Below are 26,348 nucleotides of genomic sequence, written 5' to 3'. Positions count from 1 at the left end.
GGCGCTCGTCCAGCAGTTCCGGCCTGCATCGGACGCGCTCCGGGAGAGACCGTGTGATCCGGATCAGCGTGTCACGTCGAGTGCATCGACGTCGACGCCTGCCGCCGGAAGCAGGTGATAGAAAGCGCGTTCGCAGAGATCGATCATGTCCGTACGGTCCATGGTCGGCTCGTCGAGCCACGACAGCACGATCTCTTCCATGAACGCCTGCCATCCCGAGATCGCGGCCTCGAGCGCGGGCGTCGTCGGCACCCCGAACTCGGCCAGCGACGCGCCTATCCAGCGGGTGAACGTGCGCCGCATGCCGCGGTAGATCTGCCGCATCCGCTCGTCGCCGCTACCGGCCATCCGCATGACCGCCAGATAGATGGTGGGGTGCTCGATCACCGCGTCCGCGAACGTCTCGACCCCGGCCCGGAGCTGCCCGGACACGGGGAGCGCCGCGTCCGGTGTCATCCGGCGTTGGAGTTCGGAGGCCGAGGCCTCGAGGACGGCGTTGCGAAAACCCTGCTTGTTCTTGAAGTAGTGGAACAGCAGGGGCGGGGAGACGCCCGCCTCGGCCGCCACCTGGTCCATCGACAGGTCGTCGAACGGCACCGTCTCGAGTAGCCGGACGGCCACGTCGAGGATCTGCGCGCGCCGATCTTCGGGAGAGCGGGGTGCGGCGGCCACCCCTGCACTCTATTGGGAACCCCTCGAGGCGTCCATTGACTTTTACTCAACGGGAAACGTAACCTCGGGTTACACATACCGTGTGAGGAGCGCAACAATGTCGGATTTCGATGTCGTCGTCAATGGTGGGCTGTGGTTCGACGGAACCGGATCCGCGCCCCGGCGGCGCAATCTCGGCATCCGCGACGGTGTCGTCGTCCGCGCATCGATCCGTCCGCTGCCCGTCGGGCCCGACACCGAGATCATCGATGCGGCAGGCAAATGGGTGGTCCCCGGGTTCGTGGACGTGCACACCCACTACGACGCCGAGGTGCTGGTCAGCCCCGGACTGCCGGAGTCGGTGCGACACGGCGTGACCACCGTCGTCCTCGGAAACTGCTCCCTGTCCACCGTGTACTCGACGCCGCGCGAGTGCGCCGACCTGTTCAGCCGGGTCGAGGCCGTGCCACACGAGTCCGTGCTCAGGATCCTGGAGGAGAACAAGATCTGGCAGAGCCCGGCGGAGTACGTCGAGGCACTCGAATCGCTGCCGCTCGGCCCCAACATCGCCGGTTTCATCGGGCACTCGGACATCCGCACCCATGTGCTCGGCCTCGGCCGGGGCACCGACAAGCGGGTCAAGCCGAGTGCTCGCGAACTCGAGCGGATGGGCACGATGCTCACCGAGGCCGTGGACGCCGGCTTCCTCGGCCTGTCCTCGATGACGAATGCGCTCGACAAGATCGACGGCGACGAATACCGTTCGCGCTCATTGCCGTCCACGTACGCGCGGTGGAAGGAGTTCCGCTTCCTCAACCGCATCCTGCGCGAGCATGGCAAGATCCTGCAGAGCGCGCCGACGATCAACCTGCACCCCAACATCGCGGGATTCTTCGCGGAGAGTTCGGGTCTGGGACGACGCAAGCCGCTCAAGACGTCGCTGCTGTCGGCGGCGGACTCGAAGGCCTACCCGCCGATCGTGTACTTCATGCTCGCCGCGGCGCCACTGCTGAACCGCTTCGCGAAGACCGACTTCAAGTGGCAGCACCTCCCGGTGCCGTTCACCGTCTACGCGGACGGAATCGACCTCGTGGTGTTCGAGGAGTTCGGTGCCGGCGCGGCGGCCCTGCATCTCAAGGACCAGGTGGAGCGAAACGCCCTGCTGCAGGACGAATCCTACCGACGTCGGTTCCGCAAGGACTACGACAACAAGTTCAGCCCCCGCATCTGGCACCGCAATTTCTACGACGCGGTGATCGTCGGTTGCCCCGACGAGACGCTGATCGGCAAGACGTTCGGCGCGGTGGGCGACCTGCGTGGCGTCCACCCGGTCGACGCGTACCTCGATCTCGTCGTGAAGTACGGCACCGACCTGCGGTGGCGGACCACTATCGCCAATCATCGACCCAAGTTCGCGAAGAAACTCGCGGCGAGCTCCGGCGTGCAGATGGGATTCGGCGACGCGGGTGCGCACCTACGCAACATGGCGTTCTACAACTATCCGATCCGGTTGCTGAAGAAGGTCAAGGACGCGCAGTCCGACCGCAAGCCATTCCTGTCCGTCGAACGCGCCGTCCACCGGCTGACGGGAGAACTGGCCGACTGGTACGGCATCGACGCCGGACATCTGCGCGAGGGGGACCGCGCCGATCTCGTCGTCATCGATCCGGCGGGCCTCGACGCCACCGTGGACGGATTGTTCGAGGCCGAGGTCCCCGAGTACGGCGGTCTGCGCCGGATGGTGAACCGCAGCGACGGCGCGGCGGTCGCGACGGTGATCAACGGCAGGCTCGTCTACCGCGACGGGGAGTTCACCGGCGGGTTCGGCGTCACCAAGACGGGACGGTTCCTCCGCGCCGGAGCGTCGGCCGCCGACCGCAGCCAGCGTGAGCCGGTCGTCCGATGAGCGGCACGGAACGGATCGGCACGTTCACCCGGGACGGGCTCGTGTTCGACGTCCGCGACGAGGGTCCGATCGATGGCACGCCGGTGGTGCTGTTACATGGATTTCCGCAGGACTCGCGGTCGTGGGACGAACTGGCGCCGCTGCTGCACCGGCGAGGATTCCGCACCCTCGCGCCGGACCAGCGTGGCTATTCGGCCGGGGCCCGGCCCCGCGCCCGCTGGGCGTACCGCGCCTCGGAACTGGTCGCGGACGTCGTCGCGCTCATCGACCAGGCGGGCCTCGGTCCGGCGCATGTCGTCGGGCACGACTGGGGCGCGGCGGTGGCCTGGGGAATCGCGGCGGAACGGCCCGACAGGGTTCGCACGCTCACGGCGCTGTCGGTGCCGCACCCGGCGGCGTTCGTGCGGGCGATGCTCACCAGTCGCCAGATCCTGAAGTCCTGGTACATGTTCGCGTTCCAGCTGCCGTGGATTCCGGAGCGGCTGATCACCCCGGACGGTTACGGCTACCGGGCACTGCTCGCCAGCGGCCAATCCGAAGACGGTGCGAAGCGCGACCTGGAGCCCATGCGCGACCGGACGCGGGCCCGGGGCGCCCTGAACTGGTATCGGGCCATCCCGTTCACCGCACCCCGATCGGCCTCCCGGAAGGTGCGGGTGCCCACGCTCTTCGTGTGGAGCGACGGCGACACGGCGATCGGGCCGGTAGGTCCCGAGCTGACCGCACGCTTCGTCGACGGCCCGTACACCTACGAGGTGCTCCGCGGCGTGAGCCACTGGATTCCGGACGAGGCGGCCGAGCGCGTCGACGAACTACTCGGCAGCCACCTGCTCGATCAGTCGTGACGCCGATCGATCCGTCCGCGCTCCGTCGGCGGGCGGTATTGATCGGCTGTCCGCTGTCGGTGAACGCCGCTCCGGCCGGGTGCGTCGTCTGGAAGACTCCGGAGGTATGGAAGCTCAGCGCAGACTGACGCTGGTGACGGCCGCTCCCGAGCAATCACGGGAGGAGCCGCTGGTGCGTGAGCTGTACGGGCGAGTGCTCCGCGAGGCGCGCCGGGACCAGGATCGGAGTCTCGAGGACGTCGCCGCCGCCGTCGGCATGTCGAAGCAGTACCTCTCCGAGATCGAACGCGGGAAGAAGGAGCCGTCGTCGGAGATGCTGCGCGCAGTGTGTGGCGCGCTCGGTCTGCCGGTGGAACACCTGCTGTTCCGGTCCGGGCGCCGGCTCGGCGCGGCGAACCGGAACCCGGCGACCAGGAGCCCGAACCGGCAGGTGCCCACGCTGCTCGCCGCGTAGCGGCTTCCGTCAGGCCGCGACGAGCGTGTCGGCCAGGCCGTACTCGATGGCCTCCTCGGCTGTGAAGATGCGGTCCCGGTCGGTGTCCCGCCGCAGGCGCTCGACGGTCTGACCGGTGTGTTTACTGAGGATCGCCTCGGTCTGCGAACGGACCCGCATGATCTCCGCGGCCTGGAGCGCCAGGTCGGAGATCGTGCCGTTGCCCTGGGTGGACGGCTGGTGCAGAAGCGTCCGGGAATGGGCCAGGACGTGGCGGTGTCCCTTGGTTCCCGCCGCCAGGAGCACGGCGGCGGCGGACGCGGCCTGACCCATGCAGTACGTGGCGATGGTCGGGCGGAGGAACTGCATCGTGTCGTAGATCGCGAGCATCGCGGTCGTGGAGCCGCCGGGCGAATTGATGTACAGCCCGATCTCCTGATCGGAACTGTCCGCCTGGAGGTGGAGCAGCTGTGCCATCACGACGTTGGCGACTCCGTCGTCGATCTCGGTGCCCAGGAAGACGATCCGCTCGTTCAGCAGTCGGCTGAAGATGTCGAACGACCGCTCGCCTGCCGGGGTGCGCTCGATGACGTGGGGAATGGTGTATTGGGACATGGCTTCACAATCCAATTCTCGGGGCGGTGGTGTGCGGGGCGATCTCGGCGAACGAGGACACGACGCGGTCGACGATCCCGTAGTCACGGGCCTCGTCGGCGGTGAACCACCGGTCCCGGTCGCTGTCCTCGGCGATCTGCTCGACCGGATGCCCCGTCTCGGCGGCGAGGATCTCCTGCGACTGTCGTTTCATCCGTTCGAGGCTCTCGGCCTGGATGGCGATGTCGACGGCGGTGCCGCCGATGCCCGCCGAGGGCTGGTGCATCATGATGCGGCTGTGCGCCAGGCTGATTCGCTTGCCGTGGGTGCCCGAGCACAGCAGTACCTGGCCCATGCTGGCGGCGAAACCCATGGCGACGGTGACCACGTCGTTCGGAACGAGCTTCATCGTGTCGTAGATGGCCAGGCCGGCGAAGACGGAGCCGCCCGGGGAATTGATGTACAGCACGATGTCGCGTTTGGGGTCGGCGGCCGCGAGCAGCACCAGTTCGGAGCAGGCCCGCTCGGCCATGGCGTCGTCCACCTCGCCGGTGAGGAGGATCGTGCGCTGGCGAAACAGTCTGTCCGCCAACAGGTCGCGGTAGTTCAGGTCGGGTAGTGCGGCTGTGGTCATGCCTCCATTACTACCGCCGCGTCGGCGCCGGACCGGCACTTGTCTGCTGTGGGCAGACGGCCTGTGCCGGGGAGGTTCCGAACCCCCGGCGACGGCGGGGCGCCCACCCGGAAAGTGACGCAGATCGCATACGTGGCGGCACTCCGGCGTCGACCGCGGTGAGCTGGGCGTTCGTGATTCGAGGTGACTGCGAGGAGTCCGAGGGGTGAACGACTCGCCACGGGCAGATGAACGTCGGAAACAGACCGCTCGGACAGTGGAATTGCCCGCGCGCGAAGGCGAAGTCGCTGGTTAGGGTGCCCTCATGCACGTTCTGTTCATCTGCAGCGGGAACGTCTGCCGCTCGCCGATTGCAGAGCGGCTGACGCACGCGTACGCGCTTGCCCACGACCTGCCGAACCTCACCGCGGAGAGCGCCGGTGTCCGCGCCCTCGTGGGCTTTCCGATCGAACCCGTCGCCGCCCGCGTCATCGAAGGCCTGGGCGCGAGCGCCGAAGGATTCCGAGCGCGGCGCCTGCGGCCCGAGATGATCAAACGCGCCGACCTCGTCCTCGCGATGACCGAGCAGATCCGGGACCGTTCGATGGAACTGCTCCTCGGGACGAGCCACTGCACGTTCACGCTTGTCGAGGCCCGCCGGATCGCCACCGACACCGGTGCCCGCACCGTCGCCGAACTCGCCATTGCGCGAAGGGAGTACGGGCCCATCGACGACGCGAACATCAGCGACCCCGTCGGCCTCGGCGAGGCGGCGTTCACACAGGTGGGAGATCGGATCGCCGCCGAACTGATGCCGCTGCTCGACGCACTCGACCTCGGCAGCGGCACGAAGATGCGGGAACCCGAACCCGAACCCGAACCGCTGCCGTCCCCGGTCGTCCACCTGCCCCTGTCGCCCAGGCCGTTGATCGCGGCGCGGGCGGCGTCGTCGATCCTCGACTATCCCGTCAGCTGGTCGCGCTGAACTGATAGTTGGCGAATCTCTCGTCCACCTGCTCGGCCGTCAGCCCGAATTCCTCGAGTGTGTACTTGTGGGACGGGCGGCGGTCGCCGCTGCGACTTTCGGCGTGCATCGCCTCCATCGCCGACTGGGCCGAGGAGCTGAGATCGAGCCCGAAGTGCGTGTAGACCCCTTCGACAGTGCCGAGCGGATCGGCCACGAAATCGTGGTAGTCGACGTCGATGAACTGAGCGGGGTCGTGCCGGGCGCGGGCCGCGGTGAACTGCTCCAGGCCCCGCGCCCACAGCTCGAGCTGGCTCTCCCCGATGACGCTGCCCCGGAACTTCTCCGACCACCCTTCCGTCGCCTGTTCCGCCAGGCTGCACACCGACGGGACGATCGTGCACGGCGGCCGGTGGGTCTGGACGATCAGGGCATCCGGATACACCGCGAGCAACTCGTCGAGCGCGAACAGGTGGCTGGGATTCTTCAGCACCCAGCGGCGGTCCCGATCGGGAAGTCCGATCAGCTGCAAGTTCTTCATGTGCCGCTGATAGGCGTTGGTCCAGTCCTGGCCTTCCAGCCAGCGGGAGTACGTCGGGAGAGAGGCCAGGCACTCGTAGGAGATCGATTTGAACGTCTGCCGCAGCAGTTGCCAGCACTCCTCGACCTCGCTCGCCGACATGTAGTGCACGCCCATGAATTCGGGGCGTTCGATGTGGTGGCGGCTGAAGCCCTCCTCGATCTTCTGGAACACGGGATTCGATTCCCACGTCTCGCGCGGCGGCCGGGGCTGGGGCATCTCGGTCAGCCACATCTCCAGGCCCTGATGCGACGGGTCCGCGGTGAGCAGCCGGTGCAGCGCCGTCGTCCCCGTGCGGGGAAGTCCGGTGACGAAGATCGGCCGCTCGATCCGCACGTCCGCGTGCTCGGGGTTCTGCTTCCACGCCGCCTCGCTCAGCAGCCGCGCCACCAGGGCGCCGCGGAGGAACACCCGGGACACCTTGCTGCCGAGCGGGGTCAGTTTCTCGTCGACGTGATACGAGTCCAGCAGGACGCCGAGGGCCTCGGTGTAGTCGTCCACGCCGAAGTCGGTGAGGCCGGTCAGACGGGTGGCCGAGGCGTGAAGGTCCTCGACCGTGCCGACGGTGGTGCGCTCGCTCATGATGCTCCGGTTCTCGTCGCTAATGATGGAATTCGCCGCAGTTGACGTCGAGGCACTGGCCGGTCACGGCGCTCGCCAACGGTGAGGCCAGGAAGATCACGGCGTCGGCCACCTCCTCGGTGGTGGGGAGCCTCTTCAGATCGGTGTTCGCGGCGGTGTGCTCGTCGATCTGCTCGACGGTCGTCCCGTACTTCTCGGCCTGGTGCGTGAAGTACTGCTTCAGCGTGTCTCCCCAGATATAGCCGGGAGCAACGGAATTGACGCGGATACCCTGCGGTCCCAGTTCCGTGGCAAGCGACTGCGACGTCGCGAGCAGGGCGGATTTGGCCATCTTGTAGCTGCCGTACCGCTCCTGTGAGTGCCGGAGCACCATCGAGTTGATGTTCACCACCGCTCCGTTCGCTTCGGCGAGCGCGGGGGTGAACAGCTGGGTCAGCCGCAGCGCCCCGATCACGGTCAGCTCGAAACTGCTGCGGAGGTGGTCGAATTCCGTGCGGGCCAGCGGTTTCATCGACGGAACCGAGAACGCGTTGTTGATCAGCACGTCGACCTTGCCGTACGCGTCGACGGCAGCGGACACCAGATTCTCGGCCGATGCCTGATCCGTGATGTCGGTCGGGACGGTCACCGCGCGGCGGCCGACGGCGATGATCTCTTTGGCAACCTCGTCGAGACGCGATGCGGTGCGGGCGGCCAGCACCACGTCCGCGCCGGCGTCGGCGCAGCGGACGGCGAGGGTGCGGCCCAGGGCCGGTCCGACGCCGGAGATGACGACCACCCTGTCCTGCAGGAGTTGCGGAGCAGTCATGGCGGTCACCCCAGCATCCGGTCCGCGACCGCGGCCTGGCGTGCGGCGATGCGTGCGGCGAAGTCCTCGGGCGAGATCTTGTTGGAGTCGTAGTACGGCAGCGCCCGATGGATCTCGTCGAACTTCACGACCTCGATGCGGGGCCCGTCGGCCGGGGTCAGTTCGCGGGAGACGCGTTGCCAGCGGAACTGCAGGTACCCGCGGAGGTGCCCGACGGTGGCGATCCAGTTGGCCACGCCGGGGTTGCGCTCGCTGACGACGAGACGGATGTGGTCGTCCGGATCCACCTGCGACTGGGCGACGTTCAGCGAGGTCTGGTGATTGACGTAGTCGAGGGAGATGTACCACATGCTGCCCAGCTGAAAACCCTGGTAGGGCACATCGGCTTTCGGGACGGTGATGACGATGGCCTCGTCGTCGGCGAGTTCGTAGTGCCCGACGGACGAGTACTGCGTGGCGAGGCCGCCCGGCGTCAGCCGCGGTTCGGTCATCGTGTTCACCGGCAGGTTCAGATAGAACCACTCCGGGAACTGCAGCCACGTCTTGACCCGGGAGACGAGGGCTCTGCCCGCACGGGCGTAACGCTTCTCGACGGCTTCCCGGGTGAGCGGACCCGGAGGAGTACCCGTCGTATCCGCCCTGGCGATGCGGATGGTGCCGCGCTGCTGGCTCCAGTCGCTGTACACCTCCCGGACCACCAGTTGCGACGAACCCGGCGCGAGGGTGAAGTAGTTGCGCCTGCCTGAGCTCTCGTCGGGGCCGAATCGCACCTCGAACGAGCCGTCGGGGGCGATGTCGATCTCGCGGTCGTCGAACGCGGTGACACTGCCGGGTACGTGTGCGGCCGTGTAGTTTCCGCTCAGCACCTGGAAGCTCAGGTCCGCGGTGGTGCCGCGCCGCCCGGTGACCACGTATTCGACGTCGTCGTTGATCCGCGCGCCGAAGTACAGCGTGTCGGGGTTGTCGAGGCCCATCTTCATGTACGGGCCGGTGCCCGAGATGAACGTCGGGTGCGACTGTTCGGTGGCCCAGGCCGCGTGCGTCGTGGCGAGAATGCCGCCGGCGAGGTACTGGTAGCCCTCCAGCAGATCCTGTTCGGTGCGGATGTGGGGGGCGCCCTCGATCAGTTTCTCGGCCTCGGCCATGGCGTCGGCGAATGGGTCGGTCAGCACACCGTGCTCCTCACGATGGGGGTGGTACAAATATGTACCTGCGTGGTAGAACGTTGATGAACCGACAATAGAACGTGTTCTAAGGAGTGGTCAATGGGGCACGAGGACGAGACGCCTGACCGGGCGCAGGGCCGACGGTCGCCGCCCACCGAACGTGTGGTGCAGGTGCTCGACTTCCTGGTGGCGCGCAAGGAGCACCGCTTCGGGTTGTCGGAGCTGGCCCGGCAGCTCGACATCAGCAAGCCCACCTGCCTGGGAATCCTCACCGAACTGGCCCGCGGCGGCTACCTCGTCCGGGATCCCGCCACCAAGACGTACGGCCTCGGGCCCGCCCTCATCGCGGCCGGCCGCGCGGCGCAGCAAGGATTCGCGGCCGGGCCGGTGGCGCGCAGGCATCTCGCCGTGCTCAGCGAGGAGTTCCGGACGACGTGCACGGCGTCGGCGGTGGTCGGCGACCGCATCACCGTCCTGGAGCTGACGAGTCCGCCGGGTGTGCGGGCCGCCGCCAAGGTCGGGGAGATGTACCCGTTCGCGCCGCCCGTCGGCCTGATGTACGTGCTGTGGGACGGCGACGACGCGCTGCAGTCGTGGTTGCGCCGGGAGCCGACCCTGCCGGTGCGTCTCGACCGCGACCGGTTGCGCACCGTGGTGGACGAGTGTTCCCGGGCCGGGTATCTCGTGGAGACGCTCACTCCGGTCGGTCAGCGCCTGCACACGCTCATGGCCGGGGTTGCCGCGCACGACCTGCCGCCGGAGTTGCGCGACGTGCTCGGTGAGATGGTGTCCAGCCTGGGGGAGCGGGTGTACCTGGACGCCGAACGCGCGGACCCCGCTGCGCCGCACCCCGTCAGTCTCATCGCCGCGCCGACGTACGACCCCGAGGGGCATCAGGCGATGGTCCTGACGCTCTATGTGGGCGCCGAACTCGCGCCGTCGGAGATCGCGCGGCGGGGCAAGGCTCTCGCTGCGGCCGCGGACGCGATCACGGCGGAGGTGGGCGGCCGCCGGCCGCGGTGACACCGGGCATTGACCGCAATCTGAAACACGTTCTATTCTCGGAGGTGCAATCATTTTCGACCGAGCTGGTCCAAATATGGACCAGTGACCGGTAAGGCACTCGCGACGAGGAGTCGCCCATGACCGCACCGCCCGTGTACGAGTTGTCCCATCTCGGCGCGCTCGAAGCCGAAGCCGTGCACATCTTCCGAGAAGTGGCCGCCACGTTCGAGCGTCCGGTTCTGCTGTTCTCCGGCGGCAAGGACTCGGTGGTGATGCTCCACGTGGCCGCCAAGGCGTTCTGGCCCGCACCGCTCCCGTTCGCCGTCATGCACGTCGACACCGGCCACAACTTCGACGAGGTCATCGAATTCCGCGACCGGACCGTCGACCGCCTCGACCTGCGGATGGTGGTGTCCAGCGTGCAGGACGACATCGACGCCGGCCGCGTCAGCGAGGAGACGGGTCCGCGGGCCAGCCGCAACCGTCTCCAGACCACGGCGCTGCTGCGCGGGATCCGGGACAACGGATTCGACGCCATCTTCGGCGGCGCCCGCCGCGACGAGGAGAAGGCCCGCGCGAAGGAGCGGGTGTTCAGCTTCCGCGACGAGTTCGGGCAGTGGGATCCGCGGGCGCAGCGCCCCGAGTTGTGGAGCCTCTACAACGGCAGGCACCGCAAGGGGGAGCACATCCGGGTGTTCCCGCTGTCCAACTGGACCGAACTCGACATCTGGCAGTACATCAGCGAGGAGAAGATCGAACTGCCGCCCCTGTACTACGCGCACCGCAGGGAGGTCGTGCCCCGCGACGGAATGCTGTTGGCGCACACCCGGTTCCTGACCCTGCTCCCCGGTGACGAGCCGTACGAGGCCCTCGTCCGCTTCCGGACCGTCGGCGACGCCACGTGCACGGGCTGCGTCGAGTCGTCGGCAACCACCGCCGCGGCCGTGGTCACCGAGGTCGCCGCGAGCAGGCTGACCGAGCGCGGGGCCACCCGGGCCGACGACCGGATCTCCGAGGCCGGCATGGAAGACCGCAAGAAGGAAGGGTACTTCTGATGCCGCAGCTACTGCGGGTCGCGACCGCGGGCAGCGTCGACGACGGCAAGTCCACCCTCATCGGCCGGCTGCTGTACGACTCCAAGGCGATCTTCGAGGATCAGCTCGAGGCGGTCGAACGCACCAGCCGCGAGCGGGGCGACGAGCACGCCGACCTGGCACTGCTCACCGACGGTCTGCGCGCCGAACGCGAACAGGGCATCACCATCGACGTCGCGCACCGCTATTTCGCCACACCGCACCGCAAGTTCATCATCGCGGACACGCCGGGGCACGAGCAGTACACCCGGAACATGGTGACCGGCGCGTCCACCGCCGACCTGGCCCTCATCCTCGTCGACGCCCGCAAGGGGATCCTCGAGCAGACGCGCCGCCACGCGTTCATCGCCAGCCTCCTCGGAATTCCCCACCTCGTGCTGTGCGTCAACAAGATGGATCTCGTCGGATGGTCCGAGGAACGGTTCGAGGAGATCAAGGAGGAGTTCCGGCAGTTCGCGATCAAACTCGAGGTCCACGACCTGACGTTCATCCCGGTGTCGGCGCTGCGCGGCGACAACATCGCGCAGCGCACCGCCAACATGGCCTGGTACGGGGGCGCGTCGCTGCTGCACTACCTCGAGCAGGTCCACGTGGCATCCGACCGCAACCTCATCGACGCGCGGTTCCCGGTGCAGTACGTGGTCCGGCCGCAGCGCCGGACCGATTCCGCGCTGCACGATTTCCGCGGATACGCGGGCACGGTCGCCAGCGGCGTGTTCAAGCCGGGCGACGAGGTGGTGGTGCTGCCGTCCGGATTCACCTCCACCGTCAGCGCCATCTGGGGTCCCGGCGGAACCCGCCTCGACGAGGCGTTCGCACCGTCGGCGGTGTGCGTGCAGCTCGCCGACCAGCTGGACGTGGGTCGCGGAGACGTGCTGTGCCGCCCCAACAACCGTCCGCTCGTCGGGCAGGAACTCGACGCGATGGTCTGCTGGTTCAGCGAACAGTCCTCGCTGACGCCGGACGCGCGGTACACGCTGCTGCACACCACCCGCGCCACCAGGGCTTCCGTCGTGCGGCTCGACTACCGCCTCGACGTGAACACCCTGCACCGCGACGAGTCCACACAGTCGCTCTCGCTCAACGAGATCGGCCGTGTCCAGTTGAGGACGTCGCAGCCGCTGATGTTCGACCCGTACCGCCGCAACCACGTGACGGGCAGTTTCATCCTCGTCGACGAGTCGACCCACAACACCGTCGCCGCCGGCATGATCACCGGGCCGACGCTGTCGCGTTCCAAGGTGGTGTGGCACGCCGCGGCCGTCTCGCGGGACGAGCGGGCGACGCGGGGTCGCACGGTGTGGCTGACGGGACTGTCGGCGTCGGGAAAGTCGACGGTCGCGGTGGAACTCGAACGACGTCTCGTCGCGGCCGGGGTGCCCGCCTACCGGCTGGACGGCGACAACCTGCGTCACGGTCTGAACGCCGACCTCGGTTTCAGTGCCGAGGACCGCGCCGAGAACGTGCGCCGCGTCGGCGCCGTGGCACAACTGCTCGCGGACTCCGGGGTGGTCGCGATCGCGTCCCTGATCAGCCCGTACCGCGCCGACCGGGACCGCGTCCGGGAGCAGCACCGGGCTGCCGGGCTCGACTTCGTCGAGGTGTTCGTCGACACGCCGGTGGAGCAGTGCGAGGCGCGGGACCCCAAGGGCATGTACGCGAAAGCCCGCGCGGGGGAGATCACCGGGTTCACCGGGGTCGACGACCCGTACGAGGCCCCGGAGCACGCCGAACTCGTCCTCCGGCCCGGGGACGGCACGCCGACCGAACAAGCCGAGAGAATTATGGAATTGTTGAGACGTGATCACTGACGCACGACTCGCGGCCGACATCGCCTCCGGTGCCGGTGCCCTGCTGCTGGACATCCGCACCGCGGGACTCGGATCGGCGGACGGTCGTGAACTGGGCAGGCGGGGCGACGTCGCCGCCGACGCGTTCATTCTCGGCAAGCTCTCCGCGGAGCGACCCGACGACGCGATCCTCTCCGAGGAGTCCGCCGACGACCGGTCGCGGCTGGAGAGTTCCCGGGTGTGGATCATCGACCCGCTCGACGGTTCCAAGGAGTACGGACTGCCCGGTCACTCGGATTGGGCGGTGCACGTCGCACTGTGGGAACGCGGCCGGGGCATCACGGCGGCAGCGGTCGCGCAACCGGCACTGGGTGCGGTGTATGCCAGTGACGACGACAGCCACGCGGTGCATACCGAACAGCTCCCGGCACGACCACGGATCGTCGTGTCCGCGAGCAGGCCGCCCGCCTTCGTCGACGCCGTCGCGACGGAGATCGGTGCCGAGGTCACCACCATGGGTTCGGCCGGAGCGAAGGCGATGGCCGTGCTTCGTGGGGACGTGGACGCCTACATCCACGCGGGTGGGCAGTGGGAATGGGACTCGGCCGCCCCCGTCGGCGTCGCCGAGGCTGCGGGCCTGCACTGCTCGCGGATCGACGGAACTCCGTTGGATTACAACGAGTCCCACCCCTACCTGCCCGACCTCCTGATCTGCCGACCGGAGCTGGCTCGGCCGCTGCTCGCCGCGATCGCGACACACGCCACCGACACGGCCGACAGCGGCCGGGTCGCGATGGCCAGGGCCTATATCGATGCGCTGGTCAGCCACGACGCCACCAAGGTGCGTCTCGCGGACAATGCATGGCGCGTGGAGAACGGGCAGCATACGGGCGAATCGGGGGCCTTCATCCGGGACGAACTCGAGAACGGCCTGCAGTATCAGGCCATCCAGGCCGTGCGCGAACTCTCCTTCCACGAGTGGGGTGACAACGTGGTGGCGCGGTTCGTGCTCGATCTCGGCGCCACGCCCACCGAGGTGACGTCCGTCCGGATCACGGAACACTTCGACATCCCGGCCGGGGCGATCCAGTCCGTCATGGCCATCATCGAACCGTCCGCGATCGAAAGGGAGAACCGATGACTCCGGATCAACTGGTCACCCAATTCTGCGCCGAGTGGATCGAGCCCGATCCGGCGAAAATCGCGGAGTACTTCGCGGAAGATGCCGTTTACCACAACATTCCGATGGAACCCGTCATCGGGCGTGACGCGATCCGCGAGTTCGTCGCCGGCTTCATCGCGGCGTTCGGCGGCATCGACTTCCGTGTGCACCGGCAGGTCACCGATGGCGGTCAGAGCCCCAACGCCGAGGAATCGAGCGGGGTGGTGATGAACGAGCGGATCGACGTGTTCACGCTGAACGGCAACGTCGTCGAACTGCCCGTCGTCGGGGTCTTCGAGATCACCGGCGGCAAGATCACCACCTGGCGCGACTACTTCGACATGGCACCGATCCAGGCTGCTGCCGGCGGTGGATAGCGGCCCGATGATCGCCGTCGCGGCCGGGGAGATCACGCTGTCGGATCGGCGGACCACCCGCAGCTGGAGCGTTGAGCTGAATGCCTTCGAGGTCGCCGTCCACCCTGTGACGCAGGGAGAGTACGCCGAGATCACCGGCGAGTGGCCGGGCACGACGCGGGGAACGCGGCTGCCGGTCGACGGAGTGTCGTGGCGGGACGCGATCCTGTTCTGCAACACCCTGTCCGAGCGCGCCGGGCTCGGCGCTGCCTATCGCGTAACCAGCAACGACGTCGTGTGGGACACCACGGCCGACGGGTACCGGCTTCCGGCCGAGGCGGAATGGGAACGCGCCTGCCGGGCGGGCACCACGGGTCCGCGGTACGGCCCGCTCGACGCGATTGCGTGGTACCGCGGCAACTCCGACGGCCGGTCGCGGGATGTGGGGGGGGAAGCAGCCGAACGCCTGGGGCCTGCACGACACCCTGGGCAATGTGTGGGAGTGGTGCTGGGATCTGTACGACCCCGAGGTGTACGGCACGTACCGGGTACTGCGCGGCGGTGGGTGGTTCGACGAGCACTGGAGTTGCCGTGCCTCCGTGCGTCGGCGCAGTCACCCGACCTATCGCATCGACGACGTCGGATTCCGTCTGGCTCGGGGTGCATTCACTCCGGAATAAATGTTGACGTCAGGTTCAAGTTAGCTCTACGCTGAGCTCGGGAGTATGACGACGGTCACACCCGGAGAGGGCGAGTCTGTATGAGCCAAGTCAACACGGTCCGCGGACCGATCGACAGCGCCGAACTCGGACGCACCTACATGCACGAACACGTGTTCGTGCTGACGCCCGACGTGCAGCAGAACTACCCGGACGAGTGGGGGGGCGAGGACGAGCGGGTCGCCGACGCCGTCACCAAGCTGCGCGCGCTGGCGGCGCAGGGTGTCCGGACCATCGTCGACCCCACCGTCGTCGGCCTCGGCCGGTACATCCCGCGCATCCAGCGGGTCGCGGAACAGCTTCCCGAGCTGAACATCGTTGCGGCAACAGGGCTGTACACCTACGACGACGTGCCGTTCTTCTTCCACTACCGCGGTCCGGCGCTGGATGCGATCGTGGGGGCCGAGGTCCCCGACCCGATGGTGGACATGTTCGTGAAGGACATCGAAGAGGGGATCGCCGGCACCGGGGTTCGCGCGGGGCTGCTCAAGTGCGCGATCGACCACCAGGGGCCCACGCCCGGTGTCGAGCGGGTGATGCGGGCGGTCGCGAAGGCGCATCGGCGCACGGGCGTTCCCATCACGGTGCACACCCACCCCGGCAGTGAGGCCGGAGTGCACGTCAAACGTGTGATGTGCGACGAGGAGGGGGTGCGGCCGGACCGGATCGTGCTCGGGCACAGCGGAGACAGTACCGACATCGAGCATCTGACGAGCCTCGCCGAGGCCGGCTTCGTTCTCGGGATGGACCGGTTCGGGATCAACCTCGAGACGACGTTCGAGGCCCGCGCCGACACGCTCGTCGAGATGTGCCGCCGGGGATTCGCGGGGCAGATGGTCCTGTCGCAGGACGCCTCCTGCTACATCGACTGGATCGACCCCAACCTGATGGCCGCGCTCCCGCAGTGGCACTACCTGCACATCGAGAACGACGTGCTGCCGTACGTCCGCGAGCGGGGTGTCACCGAGAAGATGATCACCGAGATGCTGGTCGAGGTGCCTCGGCGATACTTCGAGAACGTCGACCCCTACTGACATGTCGCGCCCGCGAATCGCACCCACGCCACCGGTCACGGCCAGGGGCGTCCGCACCCGCGATCGTCTCGTCGCCGCCGCCCGGGTGGTGTTCGAGCGGGAGGGGTACCTCGACGCCCGTCTCGTCGACATCAGCAAGGAGGCCGGACTCTCGACCGGATCGTTCTACACCTACTTCACCAACAAGGAGGAGGTGTTCGCGGCGGTCGTCGAGGTCACGCAGAACGACCTGCTGCATCCCGGCATGGGACGGGTCGCGGACGAAGGCGACGTGCACGCGGTGGTGGAGGCGAGCATCCGCGCCTACCTGCACGCGTGCCGCCGGAATGCGCGACTGCTGGCCCTGCTCGAGCAGGTCGCGCACGTCGACCCCGCATTCCGTGAACTGGAACGCTCACGGGACGAGACGTTCTACCGCCGGAACGCGCGGGCGATCGCCGATCTGCAGGACCGCAGTCTCGCCGACGCGTCGCTCGATCCGATGCTGACGTCGAAGGCGTTGTCCGCCATGGTCGGAAGGATGGCCTACAGCTATTTCGTCGGACCGCCGAGCGAGCGGAGATCACTCACCTTCGAGCAGTTGACCGCCGGACTCGCGCGGATGTGGACGAACGCGCTACGCGTCCCCGACCGCGTGTGAGGAGCTGTCAGTAGCCGGGTGCGTGGAGGATGCGCAGAACGAGGTCGGCGTTGATGTCGCCCAGCTCCTCCGGTGTGAATTCACCGTCGGGGCTGTACCACCGGCAGATGTCCACCGCGAGCGACATGATCGCCAGGACCGCGACGCGGGGGTCGGGGATCAGGAACACCCCCTGATCGATCCCGTTCTGCACCTCCCGGATTGCCGCGACCCGGATCTGGAGCCGGGTCTCGGCGACCACCTCGCGGTGGTCGGGGGAGAGATGCCTGCTCTCGTACTGGGCGATGCGCGCTCGCCGGAAGTTCCGGGCGTGCATGATGCTGAATTCGCGAACCAAGGCCCGGACACGGTCGATGGGGTCGGTGAACGGCGCCACGGCCTCCAGCACCAGCGCGAGCGCGCGCTCGTTCGACCGGCGGACGAGCTGGAACAGCAAATCCTCCTTGGAGGGGAAGTGCACGTACATCGCGGAGGGGCTCATCCCGGCCATGGTGGAGATGTCCCTCGTGCGGGTGGCTTCGAAACCCTTGTCGGAGAACAGTGTCGTCGCCGCCCGGAGCAGGCGTTCCTCGGATGTCGGCGGACCCGGGCTCGGCTCCTCGGTCGCGGACACGTCGTCTCGCAATTCGGTCATCGGTAGTCCTCTCCGCCGTTTCGAGCTTCGTCCGCACCGGCGGGATCCGGCAAGATCAATCCCCTCGAGTGATTGACATCACACAGCTATTCAAACACACTAAGCAAGCGCTCACTGACTTGAAGTTGGCGTCATGTTCTGAAAAGTCTCATTCCCACATCCATACGAAGACCTATCTCGAGGAGTGATCGGATGACTACATCCGCGGTGCAGCCGAGTAAGGACGCAGCCGGCGACACAGCCGTCTCGCGCAAGCGTGCACATCGGAAACTGCTTGCGGCGGGGCTCGTCGGCAGCTCGATCGAGTGGTACGACTTCTTCCTGTACGGAACCGCTGCGGCACTGGTCTTTCCCCACGTCTTCTTCCCCGACTCGTCGGCGTTGATGGGCACCCTGCTCTCGTTCAGCACATTCTGGGCGGGCTTCGTCGCACGCCCACTCGGCGGCCTCGTGGCCGGGCACTTCGGCGACAAGTACGGCCGCAAGCCGGCCGTCGTCACCTGCCTGCTGTTCATGGGACTGGCGACGTTCCTCATCGGCTGCCTTCCGGGTGCCGCGACCATCGGCGTCGCGGCCCCGATCCTGCTGGTGGCCCTGCGGTTCGTCCAGGGCCTCGCATGCGGTGGTCAATGGGGTGGGATCGTCCTGCTGCTGACCGAATCGGCGAGCCCGAAGCGCCGGGGATTCTCCGGGACCTTCGGCCAGATGGGCGTCTCCTTCGGCGTCCTGCTCGGCAACCTCGTATTCCTCGGCGCCACGGCGGCGATCTCGAACGAGGCGTTCCTCAGCTGGGGCTGGCGGATCCCGTTCTTCGCGAGCGCACTGCTGTTCCCGGTGGTGCTCTACATCCAGACCAAGGTCGAGGACACCCCCGAATTCCGGGACCTGCAGGAGGAGGCGCAGAAGAAGAACAAGACCGTCGTCCGCGCACCGTTGACGGAGGCGATCAAGGAACACTGGCGCAAGATCCTGCTCGGCTGCGGCCTGCTCGCGGCCACCAACTCCCTGTTCTACATCTCCATTGCCGGCGTGCTCAGCTACGGCACCGCGGAACTGGGAATGAAGCGCAACGACCTGCTCGCGATCTCGCTGCTCAGCGCCGGACTCACGGTCGGTGTCGTGCTGTGGTCCGGGCACATGTCCGACAAGATCGGGCGCAGGCCGATGATCCTGATCGGCGCGGCGATGATCATCGTGTGGGCGTTCCCGTACTTCTGGCTGATCAACACCCGGAACCTGCTGCTGTTCTTCATCGCCGTCACGGTCGGCAGCGTCTTCCAGTCCATGACCTACGGCCCGATCGCCGCATACATGGGTGAACTGTTCGCTCCCAACGTCCGATACTCGGCGGCGTCGCTCGCGTACCAGCTGGCGGCGATCACGGTGAGCGGCGGCACTCCGTTCATCATGACCGCGCTGATCGCCAAGACCGGAACCACCACGTTCGTCGCCGTCTTCGTCGCACTGATGGGGCTGGTCACGTTCCTCTGCGCGTGGAAGCTCCGCGAGACCAACACCGCCGAGGTCCGGAACGATCCCACCGCCGTACCCGGCGCCCAGTTCTACTAGCCGGCACTTCCGGGCGGCGTGGGGTGGCTGGGATCCAGCCACCCCACAGCCGTCAGTCCGGCACCGTCAGCACGATCCGGCCCTCGCAGTCCCCGGATTCGAGCAGGCGGTGCGCCTCGGCGGCCTGCGCCAGCGGCAGCGTGGCGTGCGGCATGCTCACCGTGCCCGCGGCCACCCATGCGATCGCGCGGCGCGCGGCGGCCTCCGCGGCAGTCGGATCCTGCATCAGCAGTCCACCGACGTTGAAACCCAGGACGGCGCGGTTGGCGAGCCACAACTCGTTGGCCCCGACCCGCACGTCGTCCTCTCCGCTCGCATTGCCCACGGCGAGAAGCCGGCCCAGCGGCGCCAGCACCTCGAGGCTCTCGGCGCGCAACCGGCCGCCGACCGGGTCCACGACGATGTCCACCGAATCGATGCCCGCGTCCGACAGAGCGATGCGGAATCCGTTGCTCGACATCACCAGGTCGTATCCGTACCGCTCGGCCTCCGCCGCACGCCGGGAGGACCGGACCGTGCCCAGCACCTGCGCGGCGCCGAGCCGACGGGCCACCTGTGCAGTGATTCCCGAGAGGGCACCTGCGGCGCCGTGGATCAGCACCTGACTTCCCGGGCCGACATTGCCCACGAGTTCCAGAGACAGCAGCGCCGTGGTCGTGTTCGGGACCACCGCGACCGCCTCGGCCGCATCGAGGCGAGGGTCGACGGAATCCAGCGGGATCGTGATGGCCGCATCGGCCACCGACACCTCGGCATAACCGCCCGCGGTGGGGCGAGAGAGCGTCACGACGGGCTGGCCGACCCGCAGATGATGTACGCCGGCACCGACTTCCCGCACCGTTCCCGCCACCTCGAGGCCGGGCACGATCGGTGGTGTCCCACCGAATTCACCACGCCGCATGAGGACGTCCGCCAACCCGACCGCGGCGTGCGACACGTCGATACTCACCTGGCCGGGCCCCGGTTCCGGAACGGCGAGGTCGGCCGCCTCGAGGACGTCTACCTCGCCGAAGCGTGAAATGGTGATCGCGCGCATGCCTACCTCGTCATCTCGTCGTCGCACGGGTACGGCCGCCACCGTAGTACGGTGACGGCCGCGACGAGCCCTCCGAGCGTGTGTGCTGTCAGTGGTCGCCGATCTCCAGCACGAGCTTGCCGGTGTTGGCGCCGTCGAACAGCAGATTGAGTGTGCGGCCGAAGGCCTCGACGCCCCCGGTCTCCACCTGCTCGCGGGTCACGATCTCCCCGGCGCGGATCCACTCCGACATCGCCTCCATGCCCTCGGGGAACCGGTCGAGGTAGTCGAACACGATGAACCCGGTCATCGACGCCCGGTTGACCAGCAGCGACAGATACCGGGACGGGCCGGGCTGCGGGTCGGTGGCGTTGTATCCGGAGATCGCACCGCACAGCGCGACCCGGGCGTTCTTGCGGAGCCGGGCCAGTGCGGCGTCGAGGATCTCGCCGCCGACGTTGTCGAAGTAGATGTCGATTCCGTCCGGTGCGGCGGCGCGCAGCGCCTTCCCGACCGATTCGGATTTGTAGTCGATCGCCGCGTCGAAACCCAGATCCTCGGTCAGCCACGCGCACTTCTCCGGGCCGCCGGCGATGCCGATCACGGTGGCGCCCTTCAGCTTGGCGATCTGCCCGGCGATACTCCCGACCGCTCCCGCCGCACCCGAGATGAGCACGGTGTCGCCCTTTTCTAGCTTGCCGACGTCGGTGAGGCCGAAATAGGCGGTCATGCCGGGAAACCCGAGCGCGCCCAGCCATGTCGGTGCCGGGGCGAGCGACTCGTCGACGGCGAGAGCGCCGCGGCCGTCGGAGAGCGCGAACTCCTGCACGCCGAACTGCCCGGAGACCAGTTGCCCCTCCGGGAACTTCGCGTTCTTCGACGCCACCACCCGGCCGACGGCATGGGTGCGCATCACCTCACCGATCGCCACCGGCGGCACGTACGACTTCACGTCGTCGAGCCACCCGCGCATCGCGGGGTCGAGGGACACGTAGTCCACCTTCACGGTGAATTCGCCGTCCGCGGGTTCGGGGATCGGTTCCGACGTGATCTCCCAGGTGGAGTCGTCGGGACGGCCGACCGGGCGCTTCGCCAGTCGGACCTGCCTGTTCACGGATGTCACGGTGTTCACCTTTCGGGTACTTCTGCGGTCAATGCGTCGTTCTTCAGTGCGGTCCGGTCGATCGACCGCTTGAGGATCTTTCCGGTCGACCCCTTGGGGAGGGAATCGACGATCGCGACGATCCGGGGAATCTTGTATGCGGACAGTCGTTCCCGCGCCCAGCTGGTCAGTTCGCCGCCGTCCAGTCCGGAACCGGGGACGGTGGCCACGACCGCGGCCACCTCCTCGCCGTAGTGATCGTCGGGAACACCCACGACGGCGGCCTCGAGGATGTCGGGGTGTGTGTACAACACCTCCTCGACTTCGCTCGGGTACACGTTGTAGCCGCCGCGGATGATGAGGTCCTTCACCCGGTCGACGATGCGCAGATCCCCGTCCGCATCGATCTCACCCAGATCGCCCGTGCGCAGCCAGCCGTCCGCGTCCAGGACGGCCGCCGTGTCGGACGGCCGGTTCCAGTAGCCCTTCATCACGGTCGCCCCCTTCACGAACACCTCGCCGACGGTGCCGGGAGGGCAGGCGGTGTCGTCGTGGTCCCGCACCTCGACCTCCAGCCGGGGCACCGCGCGTCCGGTGTAGCCGATCTTTCCGCCGCGGTCGATGTCGTTGAACGTGCCGAACGCGGTGGTTTCGGTGAGCCCGTATCCCTCGAGGATGGTGCACCCGAAGCGGGACTCGAATTCGCGGGCCACTTCGCCCGGCAGCGACGCGCCCCCGGAGATGGCGATGCGCAGTTGGATGAAGTCCTGCGAGTCGGCGCCGTCCGCGGCGTGGAGCATTGCGTTCCACATCGTCGGCACCCCGGCCATGATCGTGAGCCGGTCGCGTCGCAGGAGGGCGAGCATCGCGGCCGGGTCGAACCGCGCCAGCAGCGACAGCGACCCGCCGCCCGTGAACGTCGCCATCATGACCGAGGCCTGGCCGAAGACGTGGAACAGGGGAAGCCCGGTGCCCGTCCGGTCGTCGCTGGAACCGCGACTGCATTCGGCGCCGATCTCACCGCCGGACAACAGGTTCCCGACCGTCAGCTCCGCGCCCTTCGGCCGCCCGGTGGTGCCGGACGTGTAGAGGATGGCGGCGGTGTCGTCGCGGTCCCGCTCGACGACGGGAACCGGCTCGGCGTCCGGTGCGGCGGCACCGGGTGCGAGCGTCCAGACGGGGATGTCCAACGCGGACGCGGCGTCGCCGATCGCGGGCCCGAGTTCGTGCCACACGATGGCGAGCGCGGCGCCGGCGTCGGCGAGGACGTACTCGGTCTCGGGCCGGGTGGACATCGTGTTCACCGGGACCACGACGCACCCCGCCGCCTGAATTCCCAGATACGCCACCACGAATTCGGGCACGGAGGGTGCGGCCAGGAGGACTCTGCTGCCAGGGGACAGGCCCGCTCGGGTGAGTGCTCCCGCATACCGGGTGCTCGCGTCGCGCAACTGTCCGTAGGTCAGGGTGCTGTCCGCGCCCCGTAGCGCGATGTTGCCGGGAGTGGCGTCCGCGTGGCGGGACACCGGATCGATCACGTTTGCCATGTCGTCAACCTCCGACGCGGTAGCAGGATTATCCGGCCTCGACGACGCGGGCGACGGACTCGGACACGACCACCGGCTTGTCGGAGCCCTCGCGCTCGACGACCTGGCTCATCGTCACCTGGATGCCGCCCCCGACCTGTTCCGCGGACTGCACGGTGGCGCGCATCCGGATGCGTGAACCCACCGGCACCGGCGCGGGGAAACGCACCTTGTTGTAGCCGTAGTTCAGGCTGTGGGCGAAACCGTCGAACCGCAGCAGGGTCGCCGACAGTGCCGGTCCGAGGGACAGGCTGTACAACCCGTGCGCGATGGTGCTGCCGAGCGGGCTGGCGGCGGCGCGCTCGGGATCGATGTGAATCCACTGGTGGTCGCCGGTCGCGTCGGCGAAGGCGTTGACGCGTTCCTGGGTGACGTCGTGCCAGTCGGTGGGGCCCAGCTCCTTGCCGATCAGCGCCGTGAGCTCGTCGAAGCTCGCGGGGCGAACGGGCAGTGCGGTGGTGTCGGTCATCTGTCTCCCTCAATTCCGGGTGGTGCAGGGCCTGGATGTGTCACGTTGGCTGCATCGAACTTCGAGGTGTTCGTCGAACTCCGACACTTGAACTTGACGACGGATTCAACTATACAAAAGAGAGACGCGAGTCACAACGCACGGCGAAGGAGAGGACACCTCGTGAAGGTTGCACAGAAGGTCGCCATCGTGACCGGCGGTGGAGGCGGTATCGGCGGAGCGATCGCAGACCGTCTCGCCGACCAGGGTGCCAAGGTGCTGGTCGCCGATCTCGATCCGAACGCAGCCGCCGCGGTTGCGGACCGAATCAACGCACGCCACCCCGGAACGGCCGTCGCCGAGGGCGCCGACGTCGCGGACGCCGATCAGATCCGGCGCATCATCGAGCGCGCCGAGACCGAGTTCGGCCCGGTCGATCTCTACTTCGCCAACGCCGGTATCGCGGGAGCACCCGGCCTCGACGCCGACGACGCCGGCTGGGATCTCGCGATCGACGTCAACGTCCGCGCCCACATCCGCGCCGCCCGGCAACTCGTGCCGAAGTGGATCGAGCGGGGGGAGGGGTACTTCGTGTCGACCGCGTCCGCGGCCGGGCTCCTCACTCAGATCGGCTCGGCCACCTACGCCGTCACCAAGCATGCGGCTGTCGCGTTCTCCGAATGGCTGTCGGTCACCTACGGGGACAACGGAGTCCGGGTCAGCTGCCTCTGTCCGATGGGAGTCGAGACGAAGTTGATGCGCTCCGGCGAGAACTCGGGTGATCCACTCGGCGTCGCGGCCACCCGGGCCGTCGTCTCGGCAGGCGACGTGCTGCAGCCGGAGCAGGTCGCCGACATCGTGCTCGACGCCGTGGACCGGGAGACGTTCCTGATCCTGCCCCACGAGAGCGTCCTCACCATGTACCGGCAGAAGGGGTCCGACTACGACCGCTGGCTCCGCGGGATGCGCCGCTACCAGAGTTCGCTGATGGAGCACGCGTGACACCCGAGCACGCAGACCTGGTCCTCGCCGAGCGGCGCGGACCGGTCCTGGTGCTGACGTTCAACCGGCCGGACAAGCTGAACGCCTGGACCGACGACCTCGAGGACCGCTACTTCACGCTGCTGAGCGACGCCGAGGACGACCCCGGCGTACGCGCGATCGTCGTGACCGGAGCCGGGCGCGGGTTCTGCGCAGGCGCCGACCTCGGACGCCTGCAGGCCGTCGGTGACGTCTCCGAAGAAGACCTCCTCCGACCGCGTCCCCGCGACCTTCCCGCGACACTGCGCAAGCCGCTGATCGGGGCGATCAACGGGGTCGCCGCCGGGCTCGGAATGGTGGAAGCCCTCTACTGCGACGTCCGGTTCGCCTCGGCGTCCGCCCGGTTCACGACCGCCTTCGCCAAGCGGGGACTGATCGCCGAATACGGCATCTCCTGGCTGCTGCCCCGGCTCGTGGGACGCAGCCGCGCCGCCGACCTGCTGCTGTCGAGCCGCATGGTGGACGCCGAGGAGGCACTGCGCATCGGACTCGTCGACCACCTCGTGCCGGACGGTTCGGTCGTCGACGCCGCGGTCGCGTATGCCGAACAGCTGTCGGCGCACTGCTCCCCGACGTCGATGGCCGTCATCAAGGACCAACTACAGAACGATGCGGACGGCACCTACGCCGAGTCCGTGGCCCGCGCGGAAGGCCTGATGTTGCAGGCGTTCCGCGGGGCCGATCTCGTCGAGGGCATACAGAGTCACCTCGACAAGCGCACACCCATGTTTCCCTCACTACCCGTCAGGAGTTCCCATGTCCCTGTTTGACATCTCGGATCGCGCCCAGCAGTTGCAGACCGATCTGCTGGAGTTCATGGATTCGCATGTGTATCCGGCGGAGGCGGTGTACGAGGAGCAGATGCGGGAGTCGGGGGATCCGCATTTCCAGCCGCCGGTGTTGGAGGAGTTGAAGGCGGAGGCGCGGCGGCGGGGGTTGTGGAATCTGTTTCATCCGCATCCGGGGACGGGTGCGGGGTTGACGAATCTCGAGTATGCGCCGTTGGCGGAGATCATGGGGCGCAGTCATATTGCGTCGGAGGCGTGCAATTGTAATGCGCCGGATACGGGAAATATGGAGGTGCTGGAGTTGTTCGGTACGGCCGAGCACAAGGAGAAGTATCTGACGCCGTTGCTGGAGGGGACGATGGCGTCGGCGTTCGCGATGACGGAGCCGGCGGTGGCGAGTTCGGATGCGACGAATGTGGAGTTGTCGATGGTCCGGGACGGTGACGAGTATGTGCTGAACGGGCGGAAGTGGTTTGCGTCGAATGCGTTGCATCGTAATTGTCGGGTGTTGATCGTGATGGGGAAGACGGATCCGTCGGCGGCGCCGCATCGGCAGCAGTCGATGATGGTGGTGCCGATCGATGCGCCGGGGGTGACGGTGATGCGGGGGTTGCCGGTGTTCGGGTATCAGGATCGTGAGGGGCATGCGGAGATCGATTTCGCGGATGTGCGGGTTCCGGTCGAGGATGTGCTGAAGGGGGAGGGGGAGGGTTTCGCGATTTCGCAGGCGCGCCTGGGTCCGGGTCGGATTCACCATTGCATGCGGGCGATCGGGATGGCGGAGCGGGCGTTGGAGTTGATGTGTCGTCGGGCGTCGTCGCGGGTGACGTTCGGTAAGCCGGTCAGTGAGAATGCGAATGTTCAGGATTGGATTGCGGAGGCGCGGATCGAGATCGAGATGATTCGGTTGTTGACGCTGAAGGCGGCGTATCTGATGGATACGGTGGGGAACAAGGAGGCGCGGACAGAGATCGCGGCGATCAAGGTGGCGGCTCCGAATATTGCGCTCAAGATTGTGGATCGGGCGATTCAGGTGCACGGTGGGGCCGGCGTGACCGACGACTTCCCCCTCGCCATGGCCTGGGCGCACCTGCGCACGCTGCGCCTGGCGGACGGTCCCGACGAGGTCCACAAGCGCGCCATCGCACGGCAGGAACTTCGGCAGTACCGCGACGCCGCCGTCAGCGCCTCCACCAACGGACACAAGGTTGCGGTGAGCTGAC

Annotated in this window: 26 protein-coding genes and 1 pseudogene; 16 read left to right on the top strand and 11 right to left on the bottom strand. The window is 67.7% G+C overall.

Features of this window, described 5'->3' with window-relative positions; translation table 11 throughout:
• Window positions 1–63: 63 nt before the first annotated feature.
• Complete coding sequence (locus RHA1_RS07435) at window positions 64–672, bottom strand: TetR/AcrR family transcriptional regulator (RefSeq protein WP_011594506.1); 609 nt, start codon at window positions 670–672, stop codon at window positions 64–66.
• Window positions 673–769: 97 nt separating this feature from the next.
• Between RHA1_RS07435 and RHA1_RS07430 the strand changes: the two genes are divergently transcribed.
• From RHA1_RS07430 to RHA1_RS07420, 3 genes are all read left to right on the top strand, one after another.
• Window positions 770–2,557, top strand: coding sequence for an N-acyl-D-amino-acid deacylase family protein (locus RHA1_RS07430; protein ID WP_011594505.1), 1,788 nt, complete (start codon window positions 770–772; stop codon window positions 2,555–2,557).
• Entirely contained in the window at window positions 2,554–3,402 is an 849-nt protein-coding gene (locus RHA1_RS07425; RefSeq protein WP_009474216.1) for an alpha/beta fold hydrolase, read from the top strand. The genes RHA1_RS07430 and RHA1_RS07425 overlap by 4 nt, the downstream gene beginning before the upstream one ends.
• 106 nt (window positions 3,403–3,508) lie before the next feature.
• Window positions 3,509–3,856, top strand: a complete 348-nt coding sequence (locus RHA1_RS07420) for a helix-turn-helix domain-containing protein (RefSeq protein ID WP_011594504.1) — start codon at window positions 3,509–3,511, stop codon at window positions 3,854–3,856.
• A gap of 9 nt (window positions 3,857–3,865) precedes the next feature.
• On the opposite strand, the gene RHA1_RS07415 is transcribed toward RHA1_RS07420, so the two are convergent.
• Window positions 3,866–4,450 carry an ATP-dependent Clp protease proteolytic subunit gene (locus RHA1_RS07415; protein ID WP_005264590.1) on the bottom strand — a complete coding sequence of 195 codons (585 nt, stop codon included), beginning with the start codon at window positions 4,448–4,450 and terminating at the stop codon, window positions 3,866–3,868.
• Window positions 4,451–4,454: 4 nt separating this feature from the next.
• A complete protein-coding gene (locus tag RHA1_RS07410) occupies window positions 4,455–5,063 on the bottom strand; it encodes a ClpP family protease (protein ID WP_005568279.1) in 609 nt (202 codons plus the stop codon).
• Between the two features lie 304 nt (window positions 5,064–5,367).
• Between RHA1_RS07410 and RHA1_RS07405 the strand changes: the two genes are divergently transcribed.
• On the top strand, window positions 5,368–6,027 hold the full coding sequence (locus RHA1_RS07405) for an arsenate reductase/protein-tyrosine-phosphatase family protein (RefSeq protein ID WP_011594503.1): 660 nt from the start codon (window positions 5,368–5,370) through the stop codon (window positions 6,025–6,027).
• Here RHA1_RS07405 and RHA1_RS07400 read toward each other — a convergent pair.
• The 3 genes from RHA1_RS07400 to RHA1_RS07390 are packed head-to-tail and all read right to left on the bottom strand — an operon-like array spanning window position 6,011 to window position 9,148.
• On the bottom strand, window positions 6,011–7,168 hold the full coding sequence (locus RHA1_RS07400; RefSeq protein WP_011594502.1) for a sulfotransferase family protein: 1,158 nt from the start codon (window positions 7,166–7,168) through the stop codon (window positions 6,011–6,013). The two genes, RHA1_RS07405 and RHA1_RS07400, sit on opposite strands and share 17 nt — an antisense overlap.
• Before the next feature lie 19 nt (window positions 7,169–7,187).
• Entirely contained in the window at window positions 7,188–7,976 is a 789-nt protein-coding gene (locus RHA1_RS07395; RefSeq protein WP_011594501.1) for an SDR family oxidoreductase, read from the bottom strand.
• Between the two features lie 5 nt (window positions 7,977–7,981).
• Window positions 7,982–9,148: a hypothetical protein gene (locus RHA1_RS07390; protein WP_011594500.1), complete on the bottom strand. Its 1,167-nt coding sequence runs from the start codon at window positions 9,146–9,148 to the stop codon at window positions 7,982–7,984.
• Window positions 9,149–9,241: 93 nt separating this feature from the next.
• On the opposite strand from RHA1_RS07390, the gene RHA1_RS07385 reads away from it, so the two are divergent.
• The 8 genes and pseudogenes from RHA1_RS07385 (at window position 9,242) to RHA1_RS07350 (ending at window position 16,942) form a co-directional block, all read left to right on the top strand.
• A complete protein-coding gene (locus RHA1_RS07385; RefSeq protein ID WP_011594499.1) occupies window positions 9,242–10,165 on the top strand; it encodes a helix-turn-helix domain-containing protein in 924 nt (307 codons plus the stop codon).
• Window positions 10,166–10,284: 119 nt separating this feature from the next.
• Entirely contained in the window at window positions 10,285–11,202 is a 918-nt protein-coding gene (gene cysD / locus RHA1_RS07380; protein WP_011594498.1) for a sulfate adenylyltransferase subunit CysD, read from the top strand.
• A complete protein-coding gene (cysC, locus tag RHA1_RS07375) occupies window positions 11,202–13,052 on the top strand; it encodes a sulfate adenylyltransferase subunit CysN (protein ID WP_011594497.1) in 1,851 nt (616 codons plus the stop codon). The genes cysD and cysC overlap by 1 nt, the downstream gene beginning before the upstream one ends.
• Entirely contained in the window at window positions 13,042–14,172 is a 1,131-nt protein-coding gene (locus RHA1_RS07370; RefSeq protein ID WP_011594496.1) for a 3'(2'),5'-bisphosphate nucleotidase CysQ, read from the top strand. The genes cysC and RHA1_RS07370 overlap by 11 nt, the downstream gene beginning before the upstream one ends.
• The gene (locus RHA1_RS07365) at window positions 14,169–14,570 is read left to right on the top strand and encodes a nuclear transport factor 2 family protein (RefSeq protein WP_009474206.1); all 402 of its coding nucleotides are present in this window, start codon (window positions 14,169–14,171) and stop codon (window positions 14,568–14,570) included. Before RHA1_RS07370 ends, RHA1_RS07365 begins: the two co-directional genes overlap by 4 nt.
• A gap of 7 nt (window positions 14,571–14,577) precedes the next feature.
• Window positions 14,578–15,229 (top strand): annotated as a pseudogene (locus RHA1_RS07360) (formylglycine-generating enzyme family protein).
• Window positions 15,230–15,309: 80 nt separating this feature from the next.
• Complete coding sequence (locus RHA1_RS07355) at window positions 15,310–16,302, top strand: phosphotriesterase family protein (RefSeq protein ID WP_011594494.1); 993 nt, start codon at window positions 15,310–15,312, stop codon at window positions 16,300–16,302.
• 1 nt (window position 16,303) lies between these two features.
• Window positions 16,304–16,942, top strand: coding sequence for a TetR/AcrR family transcriptional regulator (locus tag RHA1_RS07350; RefSeq protein ID WP_011594493.1), 639 nt, complete (start codon window positions 16,304–16,306; stop codon window positions 16,940–16,942).
• 7 nt (window positions 16,943–16,949) lie between these two features.
• On the opposite strand, the gene RHA1_RS07345 is transcribed toward RHA1_RS07350, so the two are convergent.
• A complete protein-coding gene (locus RHA1_RS07345; protein ID WP_011594492.1) occupies window positions 16,950–17,576 on the bottom strand; it encodes a TetR/AcrR family transcriptional regulator in 627 nt (208 codons plus the stop codon).
• Window positions 17,577–17,768: 192 nt separating this feature from the next.
• On the opposite strand from RHA1_RS07345, the gene RHA1_RS07340 reads away from it, so the two are divergent.
• Window positions 17,769–19,145 carry an MFS transporter gene (locus tag RHA1_RS07340; RefSeq protein WP_009474201.1) on the top strand — a complete coding sequence of 459 codons (1,377 nt, stop codon included), beginning with the start codon at window positions 17,769–17,771 and terminating at the stop codon, window positions 19,143–19,145.
• A gap of 52 nt (window positions 19,146–19,197) precedes the next feature.
• On the opposite strand, the gene RHA1_RS07335 is transcribed toward RHA1_RS07340, so the two are convergent.
• The 4 genes from RHA1_RS07335 to RHA1_RS07320 all read right to left on the bottom strand — a co-directional run bounded on the left by RHA1_RS07335 (window position 19,198) and on the right by RHA1_RS07320 (window position 23,317).
• Window positions 19,198–20,181 (bottom strand): quinone oxidoreductase family protein, encoded by a 984-nt coding sequence (locus RHA1_RS07335; RefSeq protein ID WP_011594491.1) that lies wholly within the window; start codon window positions 20,179–20,181, stop codon window positions 19,198–19,200.
• Window positions 20,182–20,269: 88 nt separating this feature from the next.
• A complete protein-coding gene (locus RHA1_RS07330; RefSeq protein ID WP_009474199.1) occupies window positions 20,270–21,283 on the bottom strand; it encodes an NADP-dependent oxidoreductase in 1,014 nt (337 codons plus the stop codon).
• 5 nt (window positions 21,284–21,288) lie between these two features.
• Complete coding sequence (locus RHA1_RS07325) at window positions 21,289–22,809, bottom strand: AMP-binding protein (protein ID WP_011594490.1); 1,521 nt, start codon at window positions 22,807–22,809, stop codon at window positions 21,289–21,291.
• A 28-nt stretch (window positions 22,810–22,837) separates the two neighbouring features.
• Window positions 22,838–23,317 carry a MaoC family dehydratase gene (locus RHA1_RS07320; protein ID WP_009474197.1) on the bottom strand — a complete coding sequence of 160 codons (480 nt, stop codon included), beginning with the start codon at window positions 23,315–23,317 and terminating at the stop codon, window positions 22,838–22,840.
• 162 nt (window positions 23,318–23,479) lie between these two features.
• Between RHA1_RS07320 and RHA1_RS07315 the strand changes: the two genes are divergently transcribed.
• The 3 genes from RHA1_RS07315 to RHA1_RS07305 are packed head-to-tail and all read left to right on the top strand — an operon-like array spanning window position 23,480 to window position 26,347.
• On the top strand, window positions 23,480–24,298 hold the full coding sequence (locus tag RHA1_RS07315) for an SDR family oxidoreductase (protein ID WP_011594489.1): 819 nt from the start codon (window positions 23,480–23,482) through the stop codon (window positions 24,296–24,298).
• On the top strand, window positions 24,295–25,107 hold the full coding sequence (locus RHA1_RS07310; protein WP_011594488.1) for an enoyl-CoA hydratase-related protein: 813 nt from the start codon (window positions 24,295–24,297) through the stop codon (window positions 25,105–25,107). The genes RHA1_RS07315 and RHA1_RS07310 overlap by 4 nt, the downstream gene beginning before the upstream one ends.
• Window positions 25,094–26,347 carry an acyl-CoA dehydrogenase family protein gene (locus RHA1_RS07305; protein WP_011594487.1) on the top strand — a complete coding sequence of 418 codons (1,254 nt, stop codon included), beginning with the start codon at window positions 25,094–25,096 and terminating at the stop codon, window positions 26,345–26,347. Before RHA1_RS07310 ends, RHA1_RS07305 begins: the two co-directional genes overlap by 14 nt.
• Window position 26,348 lies beyond the last annotated feature (1 nt).

It is taken from the genome of Rhodococcus jostii RHA1, from assembly GCF_000014565.1.
In the GTDB taxonomy this organism is placed as follows: Bacteria; Actinomycetota; Actinomycetes; order Mycobacteriales; family Mycobacteriaceae; genus Rhodococcus_F; species Rhodococcus_F jostii_A.
Note: the sequence above shows the minus strand (reverse complement) of the source record. Positions and strands in the feature narration are given on the sequence as shown.